General features: G+C 59.7%; 12 protein-coding genes and 1 pseudogene. 6 read left to right on the forward strand and 7 right to left on the reverse strand.

Features of this window, described 5'->3' with window-relative positions:
- Window positions 1-136: 136 nt before the first annotated feature.
- Window positions 137-1,969: a reverse transcriptase domain-containing protein gene (locus tag LHFGNBLO_RS01655; RefSeq protein ID WP_258600457.1), complete on the forward strand. Its 1,833-nt coding sequence runs from the start codon at window positions 137-139 to the stop codon at window positions 1,967-1,969.
- Window positions 1,970-2,284: 315 nt separating this feature from the next.
- Here the strand turns inward: LHFGNBLO_RS01655 and LHFGNBLO_RS01660 are convergent.
- Both LHFGNBLO_RS01660 and LHFGNBLO_RS01665 read right to left on the reverse strand, forming a co-directional pair.
- Window positions 2,285-3,414, reverse strand: a protein-coding gene (locus tag LHFGNBLO_RS01660) for an IS3 family transposase (protein ID WP_258599977.1) whose coding sequence is annotated in 2 segments (ribosomal slippage) — window positions 2,285-3,156 and window positions 3,156-3,414 — 1,131 coding nt in all. Because the reading frame shifts where the segments join, the coding sequence is not laid out codon by codon here.
- A gap of 70 nt (window positions 3,415-3,484) precedes the next feature.
- Window positions 3,485-3,757, reverse strand: a pseudogene (locus LHFGNBLO_RS01665) (hypothetical protein); the annotation flags it as partial.
- A 417-nt stretch (window positions 3,758-4,174) separates the two neighbouring features.
- Here LHFGNBLO_RS01665 and LHFGNBLO_RS01670 point away from each other — a divergent pair.
- Window positions 4,175-4,417, forward strand: a complete 243-nt coding sequence (locus LHFGNBLO_RS01670) for a DUF982 domain-containing protein (RefSeq protein WP_258600458.1) — start codon at window positions 4,175-4,177, stop codon at window positions 4,415-4,417.
- Window positions 4,418-4,611: 194 nt separating this feature from the next.
- A complete protein-coding gene (locus LHFGNBLO_RS01675; RefSeq protein ID WP_258600460.1) occupies window positions 4,612-4,833 on the forward strand; it encodes a hypothetical protein in 222 nt (73 codons plus the stop codon).
- A 486-nt stretch (window positions 4,834-5,319) separates the two neighbouring features.
- Here LHFGNBLO_RS01675 and LHFGNBLO_RS01680 read toward each other — a convergent pair whose 3' ends face one another.
- From LHFGNBLO_RS01680 to LHFGNBLO_RS01695, 3 genes are all read right to left on the reverse strand, one after another.
- On the reverse strand, window positions 5,320-5,532 hold the full coding sequence (locus LHFGNBLO_RS01680) for a cold-shock protein (RefSeq protein WP_258600462.1): 213 nt from the start codon (window positions 5,530-5,532) through the stop codon (window positions 5,320-5,322).
- A gap of 603 nt (window positions 5,533-6,135) precedes the next feature.
- Entirely contained in the window at window positions 6,136-6,789 is a 654-nt protein-coding gene (locus LHFGNBLO_RS33420) for a cold-shock protein (RefSeq protein ID WP_319944164.1), read from the reverse strand.
- Between the two features lie 173 nt (window positions 6,790-6,962).
- Window positions 6,963-7,433, reverse strand: coding sequence for an Lrp/AsnC family transcriptional regulator (locus tag LHFGNBLO_RS01695; RefSeq protein ID WP_258600463.1), 471 nt, complete (start codon window positions 7,431-7,433; stop codon window positions 6,963-6,965).
- Between the two features lie 109 nt (window positions 7,434-7,542).
- Here LHFGNBLO_RS01695 and LHFGNBLO_RS01700 point away from each other — a divergent pair, with 109 nt between their 5' ends.
- Window positions 7,543-8,547 (forward strand): DMT family transporter, encoded by a 1,005-nt coding sequence (locus tag LHFGNBLO_RS01700; RefSeq protein ID WP_258600465.1) that lies wholly within the window; start codon window positions 7,543-7,545, stop codon window positions 8,545-8,547.
- 191 nt (window positions 8,548-8,738) lie between these two features.
- Here LHFGNBLO_RS01700 and LHFGNBLO_RS01705 read toward each other — a convergent pair whose 3' ends face one another.
- Together LHFGNBLO_RS01705 and LHFGNBLO_RS01710 are read right to left on the reverse strand one after the other, a co-directional pair.
- Complete coding sequence (locus LHFGNBLO_RS01705) at window positions 8,739-12,209, reverse strand: ATP-binding protein (RefSeq protein WP_258600467.1); 3,471 nt, start codon at window positions 12,207-12,209, stop codon at window positions 8,739-8,741.
- Window positions 12,206-13,465, reverse strand: a complete 1,260-nt coding sequence (locus LHFGNBLO_RS01710) for a metallophosphoesterase family protein (protein WP_258600469.1) — start codon at window positions 13,463-13,465, stop codon at window positions 12,206-12,208. The genes LHFGNBLO_RS01705 and LHFGNBLO_RS01710 overlap by 4 nt, the downstream gene beginning before the upstream one ends.
- Before the next feature lie 358 nt (window positions 13,466-13,823).
- Here LHFGNBLO_RS01710 and LHFGNBLO_RS01715 point away from each other — a divergent pair, with 358 nt between their 5' ends.
- Window positions 13,824-19,793 (forward strand): DUF3320 domain-containing protein, encoded by a 5,970-nt coding sequence (locus LHFGNBLO_RS01715; protein ID WP_258600471.1) that lies wholly within the window; start codon window positions 13,824-13,826, stop codon window positions 19,791-19,793.
- Between the two features lie 456 nt (window positions 19,794-20,249).
- Entirely contained in the window at window positions 20,250-24,212 is a 3,963-nt protein-coding gene (locus LHFGNBLO_RS01720) for an ATP-binding protein (RefSeq protein ID WP_258600472.1), read from the forward strand.
- Window positions 24,213-24,270: the final 58 nt, after the last annotated feature.

A 24,270-nucleotide genomic window follows, 5' to 3' on the forward strand; every position in this document is an offset into this window, starting at 1 on the left:
GGACGAGCAAGGGTGAAACCGACCGGGTAACCGGACGGAGAATCCTCACTGCACGGGTGAAGGGCGGCGCGTTTGCTGGGTCTTTCAACTTCATGACGGAGGTTTGCTGATGCAACCACACACCGTAGAGAAGAGATTGGACTCAATCATCGACCTGTCTCGTCAGGTAAAACGTATCAACGGGCTGTTCAGGCTGCTTTCGGCTCCAACCATATGGGAAAGAGCTTATGAGCAGATTGCTCCCAACAAAGGAGCGCTGACACCGGGCGTCGACGCCCAAAACACCCTCGATGGCTTCTCGCTTGAAAGGATGCAGGAGGTAATGGCGTCCGTTCTGGATGGATCGTATCGTTTCTCTCCGGCGCGCAGGCAATACATCCCCAAAGCCAACGGGAAGAAACGCCCGTTGGGTATTCCCACTGCCGACGACAAGCTGGTGCAGGCGGCCGTGAAGGTTCTGCTCGAACATGTCTACGAGCCGATCTTCTCGGAACAATCGCACGGCTTCCGCCGGGGACGGTCATGCCACACAGCCCTGACCGAAATCAGGCGCACATGGCATGGCATGAAATGGTTGGTCGAGGTCGATATTGTCGGATACTACGACAACATCGATCACGACATACTGCTTGGTTTGCTGCGCAAACGTATCGATGATGATCGATTGTTGCAGTTGATCGGGCGGATGCTCAAGGCCGGCTATCTCGAAGACTGGAAGTTCCACAGGACTTTCAGCGGAGCCCCGCAAGGTGGCGTGATCTCGCCGATCCTCGCCAACGTCTACCTCCATGAACTCGATCTGTTCGTGGCAGAGATGAAAGCAAGGTTCGACAAAGGACAGGGAAGGCGGCGCAGTGCCACCTACCTTGAAACCTCAAAACAGATCCAGATCCGACGCAGAATGATCAATCGACGGCGCGCCAACGGCAACGAGGAAGAAATTCCCCGGCTGATCGAGGAAATCAGGGAATGGGAGCGGCGACGGCTCGAAAAGCCGTCCGTCGATCAGCTCGACCCAAACTACCGTCGACTTCGCTACTGTCGCTACGCCGATGACTTCGTGATTGGTGTTATCGGCAGCAAAGAGGATGCTCGCCGTGTCATGGCCGAGGTCAGAACGTATCTGGCCGAAACCCTGAAACTGGAAGTGTCCGCAGAGAAAAGCGGTATCAGGAAGGCTGACGAGGGAGCAATATTCCTCGGTTACGAACTGAAGACCTACGGCGATGGCCGGACAAAGCGGATGGTGAAAGGCGGACGTGCCGTCACCATGCGAGTGCCGGATGATCGCATGCAGCTTCATGTGCCGATGGAAAAGCTCGCCCGCTTCGCAGAGAGAAATCGCCTTGGGAATCTCTATACCAACCAGGGCGAGGCTCGATGTGAAGTGATCAACAACTCTGACGTCGCAATTCTGACCGGTTACAATGCGATGATGCGGGGGCTGGCTGAGTACTACAAGCTCGGCACGCTCTGGAAACAGCAGGTCGGACGGCTTCACCATCTCTGGTGGTGGAGTTTTATGAAGACACTGTCCCGCAAGCATAAGTGCTCGGTCAAAGTGACGGCAGAGAGGCTCCGAAACGGGGATTGCCTCGGCCTGTGGTATGAGGGCCGCCAAAAGCGGTGCTTCATGCCGATGTTCCGGCTCAAGGATGTTGAACCTCTATCGACATCCCGGCACGTCGATCGCCAAACGCAGATGCATATCCACTTTGCCGGCCGAACCGACTTTGTCGATAGGCTCAGGGCAAGGGTATGCCAAGCGTGCGGCACGAAGGACGTACCCGTAGAGGTGCATCACGCCCGCAAGATGAGTGACATGCAGGGGACCACCCTGTGGACCCGGGTCAAGGCGGCACGTACGCGCAAGCGTGTCGTGTTGTGCCGCGACTGCCATGTCGCCCACCATGCCGGACGGCTTCAGGCACGACTGGATCGTATGACTGCAAACGTAGGAGCCGGATGATGGGAAACTATCACGTCCGGTTCCGTGGGAGGGGTAGAGGTCAATCCCATCGGGAACCCTCGCCCCTACCCGACGGCGTCGAAGATTTCGAGGAAATCACCATCCGCCATTCGAAATACGCGGCCTCCCGTTTCGCCCTGGAAGCCGAGCCGGCCTTGATCCAGTTTGCCGATTCGTCACCCCTGCCGTTCGTCAACGGCATCAAGACGGCGCGGCAACGGATCGTTGCCCGAGATGACGAAGACCGCCAAAACAGAGGTGGCTCGGTTTGTTTGGACAGGAATTCCCGATTTATAAGTGGAACACTGCCTCTGGTTAGGCCGCCTCGGGAAGCGGTAGCGGGGTGAAGTAGGCCTCATCTGGCGCTCTGCCGTCAAGGCTGGAATGCGGACGTCGCCGATTGTAGAAATCGAGATATTTTCCGATCGACGCCCGCCCTTCGCGAACGCTGTTATAGGCCTTGAGATAGACCTCCTCATATTTCACCGACCGCCAGAGACGCTCGACGAAGACGTTGTCGCGCCAGGCGCCCTTGCCATCCATGCTGATCCTGATCTCCCGGTCGAGCAGGACCTTGGTGAAGTCATGGCTGGTGAACTGGCTGCCCTGATCGGAGTTGAAGATCTCGGGCTTGCCGTATGTCGCCAGCGCCTCCTCGAGGGCTTCAATGCAAAACGCCGCATCCATGGTGATCGACAGCCGCCAGCTCAGTACCTTGCGCGTGAACCAGTCGACGACAGCAACCAGGTAGCAGAAGCCGCGGGCCATCGGGATATAGGTCAGGTCCGTCGCCCAGACCTGGTTGGGCCGCGTCACCGCCAGCTTGCCCAGCAAATACGGATAGATCTTGTGCCCGTCGCCCGGCTTCGAAGTGCGCGGCTTGCGGTAGAGCGCCTCGATACCCATGCGCTTCATCAAGGTGCGCACATGCAGGCGACCCGTCTCATAGCCTTCGCGCTTCAAAAGCTTCTGCAACATGCGGCTGCCCGCGAACGGGTAATCCAGGTGCAATTCGTCGATGCGCCGCATCAGCTTCAGGTCTGCCGCCGATGTCGGCTTGGGTAGGGAGTAGACGCTGCCGCGGCTGATCCCCAGTTCGGCCGCCTGCTTGGCAATCGGCAGTTCATGTTCCCGGTCGATCATCGTCTTGCGCTCCCCGACCAGCCGGCCTTGCCGAGCGCCGAGCCTAAAAAATCATTGGCCAGCGTCAGCTCTCCGATCTTGGCATGGAGGGCCTTTATGTCCACCGTCGGCTCCGATTTCTCCGCCGCGCCAAACACGTTCGAGGCCCCGTCCAGAAGCTGCTTTCTCCAATCCGTGATCTGGTTCGCATGCACATCATATTGCTGCGCCAGCTCGGCCAGCGTCTTTTCTCCCTTGATCGCCGCAAGCGCAACTTTCGCCTTGAAAGCCGGGCTGTGGTTCCGGCGTGGTCGTCTGCTCATTCGTGATTCTCCTGTTCCGGCACTCATGCCGATCTCAGGCAGAAATTCCACTTATCACCCTGTCCAATTTTGCCGAGCCACCTCTCAGCATTAGCCTCAGGCGCTCCGGATCGTCGCGGCTGGCTTCGACGCGGATCAGCTCACTTTCGACGATGCGGGTCTTGCTGCGCTCCGACCGGCTCTTCACCGAATTCCGAAGGTCGGTGAGCGACAGGTATCGCTCGTCCGCCGGCCGGTTGAACCATTCTGACGACACGCGGCCGATGCGCTGGCCGCGGCTGACGTCGACCTTGTAGCCGGTACGCTCGTTGCGCGTGGGCGTGTGAATTTCCATCTGGGTCATGGGTGTTGCTCCTTGGCGGGCGCCGGGAGACTCTCTCCCGGACCTTCACCCGCCACCGCAACCCGCCCGCCTCTTCCTCTCCCGGCATCCGCGCGCCACTGGAGGAGTCGGCCTAGCGGCAGCGGCCGCGTCAAGGCTGGCACCCAGGAAGGAAGGCCGGGCTTCAGGAAAGCCCGCGCCTGGGACTAAGCGCCGCTTCACCTTCCGGACGCGATAGAAATCAGCTGTGCTTTCTTGCGCACCAAGACCGGGACCCATCCGGATTTCAGGTAGCGGCCTGCTGAAATTGGGCAGGCAACTTGTCTTGAGATTGGGCAACTGCCAGTTCTGTTCTGGCCCTAGCCAGAAATGTATAAATTGACCCTACGTCATGATACGCGAAGACCGTGTCATGGTCGGAATTGAGAGTGTGATTGCATGTCGAGCAGGTTCGTCCGGCCCGTGGTGGTGCAAGTTGGCCGGCATGACCGTGAGCGCATCATATTCGATGTGAACGACGCAGCCACGATCCTGCTGCGGAGTTTCCCTCATCAGACGGAGAAGCGAAAACTGGCGATGGATGCATGTCTTCAGGTTCTGCGTGGTGAAGCTCAGCCGCCGGTAGCGAGACGGGCCTTCGTTGTAGCGGCGTTAGAAGCGAAAATCCTACGCAGCGACTGAGATCCAAATTGATAGTATCCTCGACGGCTTCCAAAGTGACTGGGGGAAGCTGGCCCGTCGCAGCGATGACCGTGATTTGTTCAACCGAAGCAGAACATCGAGTCCAGCCGTCGTGGGAAACAACCCGACGTTCATTTGCCTGACTCGACAACGGTCTGGAAGACGGCAATATTTACGTCGATCGGGGATGGCATATGCGAGATTTGCCGAGCGACATCAATGCTGACGTTGTGATCGAAGTCAGTCGGCTTCTTGATGATGCCGAGGATCTCTTGCCTTTGCCGGTGCACGAACTGGTCCAACGGATTCGTACAGTACTGCAGACCCGCCTTTCCGATCAAGCAATCGAGGAACTGGTCGTCGAGATGGCGTCGAACCGTGGGTTGCCCATGGTCTTCGACAAGCCGGCAGCATAGTCAATTCTTCCACATCTCTTGCGAAAATATCGGCAAAAGCAGGCCGCGAATTGCCATTGCCCTTCGAATGGACCGACAAGAATGGCAGGCCGAGAAAACCGCCATGGATCAATCTTCCGCCTGCCGGGCTGGCGAAGATAAGCCATCGACTTGACAGCTCTCATCATGGTTCTCATTCACCCGGTGAAGTGGCAACGCGATATTGGACGATTCTGGGCATCAAGATCGCGCAACAAGCGCCCGGACGTCGTGGCTCAGCATTTCTCGCGCGCAAGAAAAAGGCCGGACCAAAGGTCCGGCCAGGTATGAAGGTTAAAACCTCCAGAGGGGAACGCGCCGGACGAATGGGAGGAAACATCCGACGCACCGCGCATATAGGTTAGCAAGGTGACACTTCAACGACATGCCGGTAGGCCACCAGGCTTGATCATCTTGGTGCACTGAAGTTTGCGTGCTTGATGCGCTTGCCGAAATCACATGGCTGGTTCAGCTAGCCTTGCTCAGGTTGCCGGCCGACGATTTGCCGGTCCGCCGATCCTGTTCTATCTCGTAGCTGACCTTCTGGCCGTCAACGAGCGTCGACAGGCCAGCGCGCTCCACAGCAGAAATATGGACAAAAACGTCCTGTCCACCACCGTCAGGCTGAATGAAGCCAAAGCCCTTGGTCGCGTTGAACCACTTTACCGTTCCGGTCGCCATATAGGTGTTTCCTTGTCGCAGGTGTCTACATGTCCGTTTGGCTGGCCGAACCGGCCGCTGCCGTGAGATAGGATGCAGCAAATGGCGGTAATGGCAAGCCTTTGGCCTTCTTAGGCGCCGTGGCCACGCGATACTCCGCTGACCACCGATGCCACCTCGATAATTGAACGTCGGGAGCATCCAAGCCACTGATTAATGACGCCAAAGGGCACACTCACGCCATGACATCATTTACTTCCCCAAGATGCGATGCCGACGCTGAATGCGGTGCCCCTCCTCCCGGGCCGCATCTCTATTCGAGCCCGATGCCACCTTGGGACTTATCGAGGGAACGGTGATGCCGGAGACGCCTACAGGAAGGCTGACGCTCGACCCAAATATGTCTTCGCAAGTGCAATATGCAAATTGTGCATTGCAATATATGAGGCTATCGATATGATCGTGTTGTCGGCCATCTACTCCTCCCAGATGCGATGCCGACGCTGGATGCGGTGCACCTCCTCCCGCGCTGCATTCGAAATCGAGCCCGCTGCCACCTCCTCCCGGCGGCGGGCTTTTTCTTTGTGTGAAGGGCAATGCGGCCCATGGCGAATGCATCGGCCTTTAGGCGAGGCGAATGCTCCGCACTTCCAGGCCTTTCTTGCCCTGCCCGCATTCGACAAACACCTTCTGTCCCTCCACCAGCACACTGAGCCCTGAGCGAGTCAGCGCGGTGGCATGAACGAAGACGTCCTTCTCACCGTTATCGGGTGCAATGAAGCCGAAGCCCTTGTCGGGATTGTACCACTTGACCGTGCCCTCGCTCTTCAATTGCGCATCCGTCCCGGCGATGGCCCCTCCAGCGAGGCGTGCATGTGCGGGAGTTTTCGTGATCTGATCGACGATCTCCAGCACTTGCGTGACTTGATGGCCTCTTGGGCCTTCTTCGACCTTGACCTTGAGGCGCGTCCCTTCGGAAACATCACGGCTCCCGATTGCCTCCAACACTCGAATGTGCAGATAGGCCTCCGCACCATCCGACAGTTTGACGAAGCCAAAACCCTTGCTGGCGTTGAACCACATAACCTCGGCATCGACGGGGTCCGCGGTCACGGTTGCTGAGCGCTGAAAGTAGCTTGGCTCGGAAACCCGTTCCGGAAAGGAAACCGGGTCATCGTCATGACGATGACCCGTGGTTCGCGATGGTCTCGATATTTGCCCATGATCGTCTCGACTGGCATGGAGGGAGCACTGCGCTTCCGTCAGGATAATCTCCATCGGGCGACGCGGTTGTGTCAAATGACCGCAAAATCTCGCCCTCCTGAAGTCCGTTTTTTTCAGTTGGGGGGACACATGCGCTCCATCCGCACGGACCTGGTTTCAAACTCGTGATCGACCATCGGCGTCCCTCTGCGGCATGGATGATCCCATCATAGCCGCCCTCGCGGTTATCATTTGCGTGCAGCGTCGTGAGGCATGATCTTCGTCGTTTCCTTATAAGTCTCGACGGCGAACAGCGTCGTGTAGCGGACCACGTCCGGGTCACGGTCGAAGAGACGGTCGCAGAGCGCCTGATATTCTTCCATGTCGCCGAAATGCCCGATTAGCACCGCGTCCAGATCGCCAGTGACACCGAACGCCTGGGTGATCGCCGGTTCCTCTGAAACGCGCGACGCGAAGGATGATCGCACCTCCCTGGTGTGGTTTTGCGTCGTGACAGTGATGACAGCCCGAATGCCGCGCCCGAGTTTGGCCGGGTCCGCGAGATAGACGCAGGCTTTCAGGACGCCCGTTCGCCGCAACTCCGCGACCCGGCGCAGGCAGGTCGAAGGCGTCGAGCCAACCGCCTCAGCCAACTCCGCCTTTGTGAGCGTCCCGTCGGCCTGAAGCACGGCAACAATCCGCAGGTCCAGCTCATCCATACGCAGCGCCTCCTGTGGTCTGAAACGCCATTATTTTGGATATTTTGACCACCTTATCCGCCACTTTCGCCGTATCAAAAAAAAAAATAGAAATTGGTGTGGTGAGACGATGAACCGTGCAACGCTCGGGCTAATCTGGGCCTTTTCCTTTGTGATCCTCGAAGCGGCGCAGGCCGTGTTTTTCGGTGGCGTGTTTCAGGACTACGACTCGTTCCTGGTCGGCGGGGCAGTCTTTGGATTCACGGCGGCCGGAACGCTGATCTGGGCGAAGGTGCGGACCCCGGAGCAACTGAAAATTGCCTGGGCCAACGGAGCGAGCCTGTTCGGGTTGAACCTCTCCACGGCCGTTGTCTGGATCGCATATTTCTTCGCGCTTCAAATGATCGAACCGGCCGTGGTCTTTACCGTGTTTTCAGGGCTGATACCCATTGCCGTCGTGATTGCCTCGGCGTGCGGGATTCCGGAAGCGTCGCCGCTGCGCAACCGGATCGAAGGCGTCGGCGTGATCACTGTGTTGATCGGCGTCGGTTATCTGGCGGCGATCACGCTGCTTGGACAATCAGGCTTCGTCCGAGGCGGCTGGACTGCCGCGATGGTCGGACTGCTGCTGACCTGTGTGTCTGCCGTCAGTCTCGCGGCGATGATGATCTACAGCCAGAGGCTCAACCGCCTCGGTGTCGCGCCGGCTGCGCAATATGGGTTGCGGTTTCCGCTTTACGTCATGGTGGCGCTTCCGGCTGCATGGTTCGGCCTTGATGGGAAAGGTCCGGTCGACCCCGGCGGGCTGCTCGCTGTTGTCGTGATCGGTTTCGTGATTATGGCGTTTCCGGTCTTTGCGATGCAGAAGGCGATATCGCTGATGTCCACCCTGACACTGGCCGCGATCACGGCGCTCGGTCCACTGTTCGTTTTCCTGTTTCAGTTCGTTGAAGGTCGTGTGGCCTACGCACCGGCCACGATGACGGGTCTGGCGGTCTATTACGCAGGGGCTGTCCTGGCGGCCTATGGCGGGGCTCGGCACTCGGGTGCAAAGTCGATCGACCATGAGCGAAAGGACATGACAACCAGGCTCGAACGCGAGATCGCGAAGCTGCACACGACTCATCTCCGCTGAGGACCCTTGCGCCGGCAGGGCTGCCGGCGCAGAACTCCCAATTAAAATTAGGCTTTTGCTGACTGGCGGCTGTCCGGCGGGCAAAGTTCGTCAATAATCCAAAAATCTTTCCACAATACAGCGCTTCCCGGTCCGCCCGCGTAGTTCTCTCAAGGGCCCAAGGCGATCATTTGCATCAAGGGCACAATTAATCACCCCAACTCATGGATCGTGACGTCGGGAACAACGGCCTTGGCGATGTCGCACAGGTGCTGGTGGTGGGTGAGATAGATCACCTGGCCGGCACATGCCATCTCACCGAACAGCTTGAAGACCTCCTCGGACCGGACATGGTCGAAGGTCTCCATTATATCATCGGCGATAAAGGGCACGGAGGGCCTAAGCCGCGCAAACTCGTAGTAGCCTGCGAGTCTCAGGGCTAGGTACAGCTGAAACTGAGCGCCCTTCGACAGGGCGTCGGCGACCTTGGACTGCCCGTCGCGTTGCAGGGCAATTAGGACTTCGCCGCCTTTCACCGGCTGGGTCGCCAAGCCCGCGTACTGACCGCGTGTGATAAGCGCGAAGGCATCAGATGCCCGGACCATCATCCCGGAGCGATGCTGCTCGCGATACACTCTCAGAGCGTTTGCCGCGGACATTACTCCCAGTTTCAGCTCGATATACCGAACCGCCTTCTCCTCGATTTCCAGAAGCACGGTGCGACGCTCGGCATCTATTCGGGCAACCGCGCTGTCGCCGCCAATGGCGTCCAGCTTGTCGGCCGCACGGGTCCGCCGGATGAGCTGCTGCTGTATCAGTTCGTCGAGATCGCCAAGCCGCCGCTCGCTTTCGGCCTTCTCGATTGCAAGCCCGTTCAAATCAAGGCCATCCAAGATCGAATGGGCTTGTTTGGCACCGTCCGCCGTGAGCTCAGCAGACAGCTGTTCTTCAAGGTCGATCAAGGCGGCACGCAGGCGGTCCCTTTCCTTGAGCAGTTCATCGCGCTCAACGACTTGCGCCAAGTTGGCCACGCCAAAGGCAGCCAACACATCCTGCTTGCGTCGCTCGTGCACGGCGACTTCCAAATCGAGCGCGTCACGAACATCCTCCAGTCGCTGCTGGTCAACGAGCAGGGTCGCCTTTGTCTCGCGGGCACGATCGGCGCGCTCCAGGCGCTCGGCAAGCCTGATGGCCAACTGTTCCGGGTCAGCCTTGTCCGCCGGCTCACCGATTTGTCTTGCGACAGCAGTAACCTCCTCGATGAGCGTGCCTCTGTCCGCCTCCATTTTCGCAATACGCAGCCGCATCGCGTCGCGATCCTGGATGGCCTTTGACAGCTCCGCCAACTGATCGAGGACGCCGCCGACGCCAGGCGCGGAAATTCCGCGTTCCAGCCAGGTGCCCTGGAGGGCTGCGGTAACGTCGGCCACCCAATCCTCCTCACGGCTTTCCGCCACCTCCAGGGCGCGGCGCCTGATTGCAAGATCTTCCTCCCTAGCGCTCGCCGTTTTGATCGCCTCGGCGCGTTCGGCATCGACTTTGGCTTGCCTGTCGAGGAACCGTTCCGCAACGGCCGTCATGGCTTCGAGACTCTCATTCGCTTCCGGCTGTATCCCGACGCCTTCCAGGGCGGCGCTCACCTCGAGGCGTATCAGGGCCCCATCGTCAGTTGCCCGTTCAAGCTTCTTGCGCGCGACTAAGATCTCGTCCCAGGCCGCGAGCGCATCCGCGCGGGCGGGGCTACGCTCCTCGATCAGCCCAATCAAAAGCTCAGGCGAGGTTTCCCGGTATGTCCCAAGCAAGTCTCTCGCTGCGGCGGTGATTTCCGAGAGTGCCGCTTTCGCACTTGAGGCGAGCTGCCCCAGTTGATCAACCGTGCGCGCGATGCCGGTGACGCCTTCGGCGATGCTTCGCATCGTTGTTCGGATTTCAGCGAGCTCGCGCGCATGGACCAGACGGGTTGCTGCAGCATCATCGTCACGAGCCAACGCCACCTCGAAAATGTCTGCCGTCTCGGCGATCAGCCTGTCGCGATGACCTTTCCAAGCCTCATCCCGCTTCTGCCGCATAGCCATTGCGGTTTCATCATCCGCCACATCGACCGAGGACCGGATGGCTTCCAAATGTGCCAACTGCGAGGCATGCGTTTGCTCTTGCTCCGTCAGACGTTCGGAAAGGACTGCTCTGTTCCTCTCATGCTCTGCCGAAAGTGTCTTCCAGGCCGCGATCTGTCTGGCGCTTGGAACTGACATCGCTGAGAGACCTTCCGCGTCCCCCGTCCACGGCTGGAGACGCCGGATTGCTGTCCGCCAACGAATTTGACTCGAGTCTTCCGCCTCACGCGCCGCCTTTATCTCGCTCAGATGCCCACTTGCTCTCGTCTTGGACAATGCTGCCGTCAGCCTTGCCCTGGCAGGTTCAGGCACAGCGCGTTCCTCACCGACCCGCTGCCGCGCCGTGTGAAGCGCATCCAGGGCTGCCGCGGCCTCATCGCGGGCAACACGCACGCTGGTGGCTATTCCGGATCGCTGTTCGACCATATTGCGAACGGTCCCGACAATCGCGGCGGGCAGGAGAAGCGAAGCTGGCTCCCGTTCTGTGGATTTTCCCAAGGCGGCAAGGCAATTCGCGACGGCGTTGTCGAGGATTTGAAGCTCGGTCCTGCGGGTGGGCAGATCCAGGCCCGCAGAAACATATCGCGCCTTGCGATCGGCCAGTCCGCGAACCTGTTCGGAGATTGCGAGGATCGCCTCGTCCACGGTGATCGCCGCGATCTTCGCCCTTAGCCTCTCCATTTCGTCGTCGTTTGCCAGTTGGCGCGTTCGCAGGCTGGCGTCTTGATCGATCATTTCGGCGACACTCCCCGTCCAAGTCCGGGGCGGCGAAGCCAGGTCAGGCAATTCAGCAAGCCGAGCAGCCTTCCGCTGGATATCAGCCGCAAGGGGAGCCGCGCGCAGATACTTCGCGATCGTCGCCAGCCGAGCCGACAGCACCGATCGTTCGGCTATACTGCGATCGTATTTTTCCGCGGCCTCGACACGTTCCGCCTCCAATGTCTCGAAGGTGGAGGCCAGCGTGTCGATTTCATCCTTGCGCGACTTCATTTCGGCAAATCGCTTTTTGAGTAGCGCAAGTTCGGTTCCGTGTGCCTGTTTGCGATAGAGAGAGTCTGCCTCCGACTCGAGCGCGCTCAGGATGTCACTGGCGTGCCCCAGACCGGCACTGGCCGCGAAAAGCAGCTTGCCGAGGTCTCCGCGCGATTCCAGGATCGATTTTCCGCCTGCTTCCAGAGTCTCGTCGTCCAGGGAGAACATGGTGGTGTAGGCTTCGCGCGACAGGCCTGCCAGATGTGCCGATATCGCGACTTCACTTGCCGGCTGGCCCGTTGCATCGTGCAGCGAGTTGCTGCGTTGCTTTGTGCGCGAGAAGGTTTGTTCTTCGCCGCTAAGTTCGAGCACGCCGCCGACGCGCATGGCGCTATACTCATGCAGGAAGTTGTAGCGGCTGCGTTCCTCAATGCCGAACAGCAGGTCCAAATAACCGGAAAGTGCTGTCGATTTTCCAGCCTCGTTCAAGCCGAACACAATGTGCAAATCGGGTCCGGACTCCGGCTTTGGCCCGAAGTCGAGCGCCTTGTCGGTAAACTTCCCGTAGCGAATGAGGTCGAGGCGCCGCAGTCTCATTGCTGCCCGCCTGCCTTGAGGCGGGCCGTGACCAGATCGGCGCCGCGGGCGAGAGCACCGTCGAGGAACACGTCCAGTGCGGCTTCGTCCTTTCCGGCAAAGTCGCGCGCGTCTGGCGGTAGATCCGCGATGGCTTTCAAAACGAGGGCTTTGGCTTCCGCTCGAAAAGCTTCCGACTTGGCAAAGGTGTGCATTGATTGCGCGAGCTCCAAAACCGGATCGGCAACGCCGTCCGATGTCTCACTGTTGGGCGGTGACAGGTCCAGCTCGAGCTTTTCGATCCACGCATCACCCACCTGTTCGGCTGCTTGTTCAGCCTCGCCGAGCAGCAGATCCCTGTCGCGGATTATTTTCCAGGACAGAGGCGACGTACCGGTCAGACCGAGGCGGACCACGGCATGGCGGGAGCGAACGGAGGCCCGGGCTTGCTCGAGTGCGGACCGGATCCGTCCGACGGCCTCTGGCCATTCCAGCGTCCCGGTTAGATCAACATTCATCCGCTCGAATTGCGCGACGCTGGTCAGCTTCTCCTCTATCGCGACGGTCCGGTCATCGCTTATCGTCACCAGGGTGACGGATTTCTCTCCGGCCTCATTGATGTCCCTGCCTTGTGGCATTCCCGGCATGACCACCGTGCGCGCGCCGGGATGGACTTTGCGAACATGAATGTGCCCCAGCGCCCAATAGTCAAAACCATGGCCGTGCAAGTCGGCTACGCTGCAAGGGGCGTAGACGTCATGACCGGGCGATCCCGCCAGACTGGTGTGCATGATGCCGACATTGACCGCCCCTTCGCGGGGCGCGGTGTATTTGGGCAGCAGGCTCTCCGGCGCCTTTGGGTTTGCGAAGCTCAAGCCATGGACCATGATGTCCAGACCGCCGGCTGATTGCAGCACCGGTTGAGCTCGGCCACCGAAGATCGTCACGGTATCGGGAAACACGAGCTGTTTCGTAATCCGCGACATGGCGTCGTGGTTTCCGCGGATCATGAAGACCCTCACACCGGCCTGATGGAGACGAGTGATTTGCGACGCCAGAAAGCGTGCCGTCTTCATGGACGTCTGATCGCCGTCGTAAAGATCGCCGGCAATGACGAGGGCATCGACACGCTCCGCAAGGCAAAGGTCGACGATGGAGACAAATGCCTGACGACTGGCGTCTCCAACCAGTTCGGCCAGATCGGGGTTTCGCATCGCCAGCGAGCGCAGCGGCGAGTCGAGATGAATGTCGGCCGTATGGATGAAGCGAAATGCCATTGGGCAATCTCCGGCGCCGAACGACGGGACGTGGTTCGACGCGAATTTCTCAGCACTGGTCCCAGCGGTTCGAGCTCAGGGACTTTCCGTTCAGGAGCTTGCTAGGCCGGCTTCGCCGCCCTTCGCACCCGGTTAGCAAAGCCCAACCGCTTTCGGCAATTCTCTTTCATGGGTTTGGACGGTGCGACAGGGGCCTCGATGGGTTTCGCCGGGAAATGCTGCGATCCGCTCTCCCAGAAAAATCATCTCTACATCCAAACTATCAAGCTGACAAAAGGGCTTCTTGTTCTGATCTGACATCCAAAAGCACGACAAGAGGGAAAAAAGCCGCTAGTCTCTCAAGGGGGGTACTGCATCAATGGAATCAGCCGATAGTTCTCAGTACGCAACAATTGACAGTGCCGCATCCGATATTTCTGCTGCGCCATCCATCGTTGCCGATGTCGCTTCCAGCTTCACATATGCATCCTATCAGAACGCGATACCGGTCATTCGTTCGATACGAATTGAAAACAACTCGGCCGCTCATTTTGAAAACTGCCGTCTTGAGTTGACATCTTCACCGTCGTTCCTGCGACCGAAGACGTGGACAGTCGATCGGCTCATCCCCGGCGACAGGCTTGCGCTGAGCGACCGCAAAGTCGAACTCGATGCAGGTTATCTCGCTGGCCTGAATGAGGCCGAACGCGGTGAGATCACGCTTCGTCTCACTTCGTCAGGAAAGATTCTCGACGAAAGACGCCTGACGGTGAGATTGCTCGCACGCGACGAATGGGGTGGCGTTGCGGACATGGCTCAACTGCTACCAGCATTCGCTATGCCGAATGATCCGGGCGTGGCGCAGATCCTGCGGGCGGCGGCGGAACGACTTGTCGCGCATGGTCACCCGAGCGGCCTGGACGGATATCAATCCCAGAGTCCCCAACGGGCATACATGCTGACCGCGGCTATCTATTCGGCGATCGCCGGGATGGGATTGCACTATGCGGAGCCGCCGGCCAGCTTCGAGAGCCGAGGCCAGAAGATCAGGCGCCCAACGATTATCGCGCAGGAGCGTCTTGCGACCTGCCTCGACACCACGCTTCTGTTTGCCGCGGCCCTGGAGGCTGCCGGCTTGCACCCTAGCATCTTGATGTTCGACGGGCATGCTGCGGCCGGCGTTTGGCTGACCAAGAGAACCTTTGCCAATGCCATTGAGACGGATCAGATGGAGGTCCGCAAGGCACTGGCGTCCCGCGAATTCATTGCCTTCGAGACAACTGGCGTCACCCATCGACCTGCGCTCACACTTGACGTCGCGCAAAGTGCGTTGAGCAACCGTCTAGCGGAAGACCAGGCACACGCCTTCGTCGCGGCAATAGACGTACGCCGCTCTCGCAGCGGCGGCATAACGCCGCTCGCCTCACACGAGCCGATCCGCCGCAACGCCGTCGAGGATGATGTGGATGTCGCCGCCGTTCTGCCACTTCCTCCAGCGCCAGTGATTGGCGAATTGCCGGCCGGGGCTATCGAGGTAAAGCCGACCAATGCCGCTGGCCGTATCGACCGTTGGCAGAAGAAGCTCCTCGACCTGACGCTACGCAACCGGCTCCTCAATCTCCCGGATTCGAAGAAGACAATTCCGTTTCTGTGCACCGACGTGGCCTTCCTGGAGGATCGGCTCGCAAACGGTGCCGCTATCCGTCTCATATCGCTCCCCGAGCAGAATCCCTTGGGTGAGCGAGACGAGGTGCTTTACCGCGACGTTCACGGGCGCGACCTTCAGCGCGGATTCGCGGCGGAGGCTCTGCTCAGGGATGAGCTGCCGTCGATGCTGGACGCTCGTCAGCTGGACGCCAGGCTGATCGATTTGCATCGACAGGTCCGCAACGATTTCGCTGAGGGGGGAGCAAATACCCTGTTCCTTGCGGTGGGCTTCCTGCGCTGGAAAAAGAAGCCGGAGGACGAGCGCAGCTATCGGGCACCACTTCTTCTTGTGCCGGTACGGCTTGAGCGCCGCAGTGCGACTTCGCGCTTCACGATCCGCTTCCATGAGGACGAACCGCGTTTCAATGCAACGCTTCTTCAGTTCCTGGAACGGGACTTCGATCTGCGCCTTCCGCAGTTTGGAGGCGATCTGCCTCTGGACGACAATGGAGTTGATGTGCCGCGGGTCCTCACCATGATGCGGCAGGCGGTGCGTGACGTTCCTGGGATGGAGGTGATCGACGAAACCGCGCTATCAACCTTTTCCTTCGCAAAATTCCTCATGTGGAAGGACCTGGTCGAGCGGACCGACGCGCTGCGCCAAAACAGGGTCGTGCGACACCTCATCGACACACCGGAGCAGGCCTTTCAGGCCGCAGATGGACAGTCGCCATTTCGCGAGGAGCGTGACCTCGACCGCGCCTATGCGCCCTCGAGCATCATAAGCCTTCTGCCATTGGATTCATCGCAGACCGCCGCCAGTCTCGCAGCTGCCGAGGGTCATGACTTCGTCATTGTAGGTCCCCCGGGAACGGGCAAGAGCCAGACCATCGCCAACATGATCGCCAATTGCCTGGGTGTGGGGAAGACCGTCCTTTTCGTGGCCGAGAAGACGGCGGCTCTCGACGTTGTCTATCGCCGGCTGCGGGAACATGGCCTGGGACATCACTGTATCGAGCTGCATTCGAACAAGGCCGACCGCAAGCATTTCCTCGGGCAGTTGAAATCTTCCTGGGAACATGGCGGCCGGACCGACGCGTCCGAATGGGTCGCCATCAACGAGCGGCTTCGCGTGAGGCGCGATGAGTTGAATGCCTACGTCGAGGCGCTTCACAAACGCTACTCAAATGGCTGGACGCCCTATCTGGCATTGGGGATCGCACTTAGATCGGCAGATGAGCCTGCGCCTGTGCTCACATGGCAGGCGCGCGATACGCACGACGCGCAAACACTCTTCGATCTGGAAGAGCTTGCCGCAGAAGTGGGCCTTGTTTTTGCATCCGTTGACTGTGAGCCGGCCCTCGACCTGATCGATGTTGGAGAGTGGAGCATCGGTTGGCAAGAAAACCTGCTTTCCGCAGCGAAATCGCTTCAGACAGCAATCGAACTATTGACGAGCTCGATCGGGGACTACCTCGCCAGTCTGGGCCTCGGTGCCAAAGAGCCGGTGCCGCGCGCGGTACTTGAGAGCCTTGCAAGCCTGGCGGAGGTCCTGAGCCAAAGCCGAGGTCGCGACATCTCGATTGCGTTCGACCGGGACTTCGCACAGTGCAGGACCGCGCTCGTTGATTTGGGACGTTCGATCGAAACCTATCGCGAAGCTGAGCGAGGCCTTGCCGCTACCTATGGCCTTGCCCAGGTCCGCGAGCTGGATCCGGATGGTCTGGAGCGTCAATGGCGCGAAGCGAAGGCATCGTTCTGGCCGAACTCCACGCTTGGCAAGCGCAAAGTCCAGAAGCTTCTGCAGGGCCATGCTGAACTCGGCACCGCGAACCCCGGCCGGGACCTGCCGCTGCTGCAGCGAATGAAGCAAGCACTCTCCGCCATCGACCAAAGCCTGTTGGCTGGGAAGCCGCTGCGGATCGATGGCCTTGCCACGGATGTCAAGGGGGTGACGGACATCCTCGATCTCGCTCAACGCCTTCGCGGTGCTCTGCGTATCCCCGGATGCTCTCAAGAGGAAATACGATCCGTCCTGCGTTCTGTCGCGCCGAGCCTTCGGGGCACGCTGGAAAATGACAGGATACGCCAGGCGGGAGATCGGCTTCTCGCGGCTACAAAAAGCCTTGAGGTCGCGCGCCGGGTGTTCGGTGAGATTGCCGGGCGGGACGTTCCCGACAGCGCCGATGGCACAGGTCTCGCCGCGCTCAACATGAAGCTCGGTGCTCTGATAGGCGCGCGAAATCTGCTGCGCGACTGGTCGGCCTGGTGTCGGGCCAGGAGCAGGGCAATCAGCAGCAACTTGGCCCCTCTGGTCGAGCAGATCGAGACGGGAGCCATCCGCCCCGAAAACGCGCGCTCGACGTTTCGCGTCGGCTATGCCCGGTGGTGGCTCCCGAAGGTCCTTGATGAGGATCTTGTCTTGCGAAACTTCCGTAGGTTTCAGCACGAGAACGCCATCAAGGAGTTCCGCGAGATCGACGATCTGGCGCGGTCGCATGCCGCGCAGCGCGTCATCAGTTCAATCGCGCATGGCCTGCCAGCGGTTCAAGGTGTTTCGCGCAACTCGGAACTGGGACTGTTGCGACATCAGATGGAACTTCAGCGGCCGAACCAGTCGATCCGCGACATGATCGGCAAGATGCCGGAATGCTTTTCCAAGCTTGCGCCTTGCATGTTGATGTCGCCGCTCTCCATTGCCCAGTACCTTCCCCCGAACCAGGCTCTGTTCGACGTGGTGATCTTCGACGAGGCTTCGCAGATCACGACCTGGGACGCGGTGGGCGCCATTGCCAGGGCGCGTCAGACCATCATCGTGGGCGATCCCAAGCAGTTGCCGCCGACCAACTTCTTCGGACGCAACCAGGAGGAAGAGGAGATCGCCGACCACGAGAAAGACCTGGAAAGCATCCTGGACGAAGCAAGGGCGTCCGGCATTCCGGTGCGCGATCTGAGATGGCATTACCGCAGCCGAAGCGAGTCTCTGATCGCTTTCTCGAACCATCACTACTATCAGAACCGATTGGTGACATTTCCTTCGCCTGCGGTCGAGGACCGCGCGGTGCGCCTGCATAAGGTGCCGAATGGCATCTATGACCGTGGCAAGAGCCGCACCAATCGGATCGAGGCGGATGCTGTCGCAGCTGAGGCGGTAGCGCGGATGAATAGCTGGCTAAAACTCCCCGAGATTGGCCGGCCGACGCTTGGCGTGATCACCTTCAATGCGCAGCAACAGTCCCTGATCCTGGATCTGCTCGATGCCGCGCGCCGCGATCATCCTGAACTCGAATGGTTCTTCGCGGAAGACCGCGTCGAGCCAACGATCGTCAAGAATCTCGAGAACGTTCAGGGCGACGAAAGGGATGTCATCCTGTTCTCGATCACATTCTGGAAGGATGCCTCTGGAAAGTCACCACCGATGGATTTCGGGGCACTGAACCGTGACGGAGGCGAGCGGCGTCTCAACGTCGCCGTGACGCGCGCGCGCCAGGAACTCATCGTGTTCTCCGGGTTCACGGCAGACCAGATCGACCCGGCGAGAAGCAAGGCGTTCGGCGTTCACCATCTGAAGACATACCTCGACTATGCCGAGAGAGGCGCGATCGCGCTGCCGGCCCAGGACATCGGATCTGTCGGAGGTTTCGATTCTCCCTTCGAGGAAGCGGTGGCCACGCAGCTGGAGCGGAGGGGATGGGTTGTCGTTCCGCAAGTCGGGATATCCGGCTTCCGCATCGATCTCGCGATCCGTGACCCGGATTTGGCTGGCGCCTACCTGGCGGGGGTGGAATGCGATGGTGCGACCTATCACCGGTCGTCGACGGCAAGGGATCGCGACAAGGTTCGCGAACAAGTGCTGAAGGGGCTGGGCTGGAACATCCTGCGCGTCTGGTCAACGGACTGGTGGTTCGACGCCAACGGATGTGCCGAACGGTTGCACACCAGCTTGGAAACCCTACTGGAAGAGGTCCGGGCAAAGCGTGCGGCCGAAGAACCGGAGACCGAGGCTCACTGGGATATGGGGCGCCAGGTCAACCCGATCGACGAGATCGCCGAGGACCACCAGACGCCGATCGGGGAGCCTCCATCGCCGCTGACGGTGGCCGAGACCGAACTCGTATCGGTGAACATCCCCGCAGCTTCGAGCCCCTCTGAGACAATCCCACCACCAACGATGACGGGCCCGCTGACCGCCGGCAGCACTGTCGAAGGGCGGTATCGGGTGGCCGATCTCAGCGGCTTGCGGGCAGACCCCGATCAGTTCTTCGAATTTGGCTATCGCGCGACCCTGCTTGGCATGATCGAAACCGTCATCGCCACTGAAAGTCCATTGCGAACAGACGTTCTCGCCCAACGGATTGCGCGGGCTCATGGTTGGCTCCGCACGGGCGGGCGCATCCGCGAGAGGATCGACCTTCATTTGCGGGAGTGCGACAGGACACAGGAGTCGAGCGGCGAGTTCATCTGGAAAAAGGGCACGGTCTCGGACCTCCTGCCATATCGTCAACCGGTCAATGAGGAAGCGCGACGTTCGATTGCCGATATACCGCTGGCTGAACTTGCCTCGGTGGTGATCGCCAACCCTGATCTTCTGGACATGCACGATCCCGCTCGCGATCTAGCTCGTCTCCTTGGGGTAGAGCGCCTTGCAGCGATCTCACGTGAACGCTTGGACGAGGCAATCGCCAGGGCGAAGCCACTATAGCAACGAGTCCATCGTGACGGTCCGCCTCTCCATGCGAACGCTTGAAATCTCAGCAAGCGCCTCTCAACTCCACCAGCGATTCCAAATCTCAGACCGCTGAGTTGACGAGTAGTAGATGCGACGTAGCTGCTTCATGCCCACACCCAATCTTTGACAAAGCAGACGCAGATCATTCTTGTGTGAGAAAGCTAGGCATGAGTTTAGTTTGAAGCTCAGCGTGTTGTACGAGCAGTTCATGAGGCCCACTCGCCTCAACTGGCGAAACACGAACGAGGGACGGCGGTGTCATCATGCCGTTCCCTGCCTGTTGACGACCTGTCGGCCAAGCAAGCCGACCAACGCAAGTTCCGATATTTCGCGTTCTGGCGCTGTTTCATTGTTATTTCGTTCAGAGGGCGATGCAGCAGGCCGGCAAGCATGTATAGATGCCAGCAGGCTATCGGGGAGATTTTGCTTGTGGCGATAACTATCGCGGACCTGACTCTCGATGAGGTCGTCCAGCATCTGGCGGCCGGCGATGTCTTGGATGTTTCGGGCGGAGGCGAATTCTCACTCTCGCAACAAGATAGCCGCACATTGCTGGCGTTCTACGATCAGAACCGACAAGCTTATTGGAATCCAGACAAGGACACCAACATCGTTGACGGCGAAATCGATCGCCTGTTGGACGCGCTAGACAAACCTGCCAAAGTGACAACCCCGACAACGCGGCCAGCAAGCCAACAACAACAGTGGCAGTTGGTGGGTATCACGGCGCACCGATTTCGTGGACTTCACCGCCACTGCGACGATAGCGGAGCCGCTCCGAAGCTTTTTTCACTCGATCTTTCTCGGCAAGCCACGCTCTTCCGTGGCTTCAACGGCGCAGGCAAGACATCCCTGATCAGCGCCATTTGTTGGTGCTTGACTGGTTACGGGTATCGTTCGCAGGGTTTGCCCTCCTATCTTCACGTACCCATCACCGTCCAAATCGCCCATGACGGGGAGAGCGCGGAGCCGAACGCCACCTTCGAGTTGCCGCCGATCGTGCCAATCCCCACGGAAAAGGAGCTACTGGCTGTCGACGGACAGCCCAAGGTTGACACCTGGGTGCGCCTGAAGTTCCGATCCTTGATTGACGGCAGCGAAGTCGAAGTCGAGCGCCGCCTCGAGCGAGATGGCAAGAAGACCTTTAAAACGACCGCCAACGGCCTCGACAAGCTCGGGCTATCGGACCTCGCGCTCCAGATTGGTACGCTGATGCCAGGCATCGCCGCAGCCACCCGCTTCGATGACAAGACGACCCTGTCACAGGCCGTGTCGACCTTGACCGGCTTGCGGCCGCTGGCTCACTTCGGAAGCCGAAGTGAGCGCTTGTATGAGAGGCTGACAGACAAATATCCCAAGCTCGCCACAGAGGAAGAGGAAAGGTGCGAGGCCGCTGCGGTCAAGCAGGTGGCGACACTGGGGGATCTTCTCAAGAACAGTGACGACCTGCCGGATTTGAGCTGCGTCGTCGCCCCCGACGAAACCGCTCCCGACGCTTGGAAGGAAGGACTCGGTCGAGCTGAGGAGCTTCTGAAGTCCGCCGAGGAGCAGGCCGCGGCCGATGCGCGATTGATTCTCGGGAGCCTTCCGCTACTCGCGACCGAAAGGGAGATCAAAGGCTTCGACGCAGCAATCAAGTCCGCGAAGAATTGCTTCAGCAGCGCCGCACTCAAGGGGCTGCCTTCGATGCAGCTTGCGCAGGGGCTTGGTGAACTCAGCGACGACGACCTGACCAACGCGGAGACCGTGCTACGCGACATCGAGTGCGAGGCAGCCGCGCTCGTGGAGCAGCTTTCGCATGCAGAGCGTGCTGATCGTATCCGCCTATATGGTTTGGTGGCGAAGTGGCACGATGCCACTCATCCAGGCCATGCTTTCACGTCGTGCCCTGTTTGCGAGCGCGACCTGCTTCAACCTGGGGCGATCCCTAGGGACGCCCTGCTCGATAAGTCGGTGGTGGAGGCGCTTGAAGACGCGCGAAAGGCGGACGCGGCGCTGCTAAAGACAGGGGCCGAATGGGAGCGCGACACGAAAAAGAGCCTGCGCGATCGCCTCCCCGAAAAGGTACGCAGGTTCGTCGATGAGGCCGTGCCTGACAATCTGGCGTCGGTGTACGGCGCCGCGCTATCAAAAGAGGTATTCGAGCTCTCCGAGTTCCCGGCGTCCTTGCAGACGATGGCGAAGGGCGTCGCCGGCCTTTGCTCGGCGGCATGGCGCGATGCTCCGGAACGTGAGCCGCTTCACGGCGTCAATCTCCCGGTGGCGATCCCCGACAACGAGCAGCTTCGAGCCGCAATGAAACGCGTGCGACGGGCGATGGCACTTTCTCGTTATCGCGCCGCGAACGCCGATTTTGCGCGAAGCGCCGTCCTGCGGGTGATGCGCCCCGATACGGATGAGGCTGAGCTTCCAGCCAACGAGCGAACCATCCAGGGACAACTGAACGTACTGAGGGCTTTTTTGGAGGCGGCCACCGTGTTCGCCGGCTTACGGCGCCAACTGTCCCAGATAAAGGATACCTGCGAAAGGTGGGCGAAGGCCCGTACCCGAATCGAGAAGTTGGCACGCGCAGCGAAGGCCGTCGAACCGTTCAAGAGCTTCTCAAGCCTCGTTCATAACCAGGTAGCCGGCCTCATCACCGATCTGCAGCAGCAAGCAACGGCTTGGTCGCAACGAATGTACAAGGCCCATTTCGTACAAGCCCCGGAGTATGCGGGGCTCGACCCGGCCAAGAGTGACGGTTTCACGTTCCTAGCCGCCCAAGGCAAGCACCTGGTCGAGGCGCATCATGTGATGAACGCCTCGGCCCTGCGCGCCTATCTCTCCGCCTTCGTTCTGGCGTTGTGGCAGCAGGTATGGTCCCGGTCGGGAGGCATTTCCACCATTCTCATGGACGATCCTCAGGACCTGCTCGATCCGGGAAACGTTGCCAATCTCGCCGCGACAGTCCCTTGGTTGATGGCGGAGGGCATGACTCCCCTCATCGTGAGCAACGATTTCGGATTCATTCCCGCGATCGAGGCGTTTGTCGCAGCGCACAAGGGGTCGGCCGGGGCGGTTCGAACGGAGATCTGGGAGTTCTCCGCGATCTCAACGTCAAAATGCACGGTGAGCCTTGCCCCGGTAGCCGACGAGGTCCGCGTTCGTTGCGAAGATTGGCAGAAAACCAATCCCAACGACGTCGGCTTGGCTCGGGCGTTCGTCCATCCGGTTCGAGTGCGTGTCGAAATCAAACTGTGGGACCTGCTCGCCTCCGACCCATCGGTCATGCAAGACCCGACCTTGGGCGACCTCCTCGGCAAGATCGCAAATGCCCGCAATCGAGGCGAAAAGCCGTTCAACGAAGAACCGTTTCGAAGGCTTCTGGAGCTTCCGGCGCTCAAGGCAGGCGCCCCTTTTCGAGATGTGATCAATAAAGCGCACCATGGACGGGCCGATCAAATCACGCCCGTCGACGCCGATATCGTGAAGCAGGAATACGAGGACGTGTTCTCTGCGATCGATGCCTGCTGGCTCGCCCACGCAAGGTTCATGGGAAGATTGCCGCCGGAAGAGGCCGTCGCGGAGGCACGGAGGGCAACGCCCGATTTGAAGCTGGTCACCCTTCGCGATACGCCAATATCTGTTGTTGGTAGATTGGCGGCCCGTGCAGCAGGAGCCCCGCTAACCACAATCGAGCATGCGACCGATCAGTTGGACCTGTCGTCCTTTGGCGACGTGTCGCTGTTCACCTTAAGAGCGCCGACCCTGGGCCTGGTCGCCTTCCCCGGACAGACCCTCATCGTCTCCGCAACGGCCGAGGTAAAAAACGGTGACCTCGCGGTCGTTCGAACGTCGGGGAGGACATATGCACGGAGGATCGGTATCGACAAGTCGGACCTGTCTCGAATTGCGTTGGAGACGATGCCCTCGACAAACCCGCGCGCGCCGCAAACCCACTTCGTTCAGCGTAGCAGCGCTCACCTTGCCAAGGTGATCGGGGTTCTCTTCGATGAAACGCCGACTGGAAAGTCGCAAAACGAAGCTGTTGAAACAGATCGTTCGCCGATCCTGGAGCAGGTCGTCGCCGCGGCAGGAGTCGTTGGCGATAGCGCCTTTCCTGTGGCGCTCGACGCGGGGCATGTCCTCTTAGGAATCGCGCTGAACCTCTCGCTTCTCGACGGACGTATTCTGGCGGTCGTCACAAGGGCCGACGAGTTTTCGACCGAGCATTTCGCCTATCTGAAGCGACTCGGCAAGGCTATGCCGGGTTCGCAGTCGATCTATTATCTGGAGAATGTCGGCCAAATTGGCGAAGGAGAATTCGTGCAATTTCCGGTCGGCGGTGTCACCCCAATCGCCGGAATTCCGGTTGTCGAGCAAATCTGGAAGGTGCTCGGGACCTTCTTTTAGGTATCGGAGGATCTCAAAAAGACGGCATACCTTTACAACAACAGAAAAGGTTTCGTCG

It is taken from the genome of Mesorhizobium sp. AR10 (assembly GCF_024746795.1).
In the GTDB taxonomy this organism is placed as follows: domain Bacteria; phylum Pseudomonadota; class Alphaproteobacteria; order Rhizobiales; family Rhizobiaceae; genus Mesorhizobium.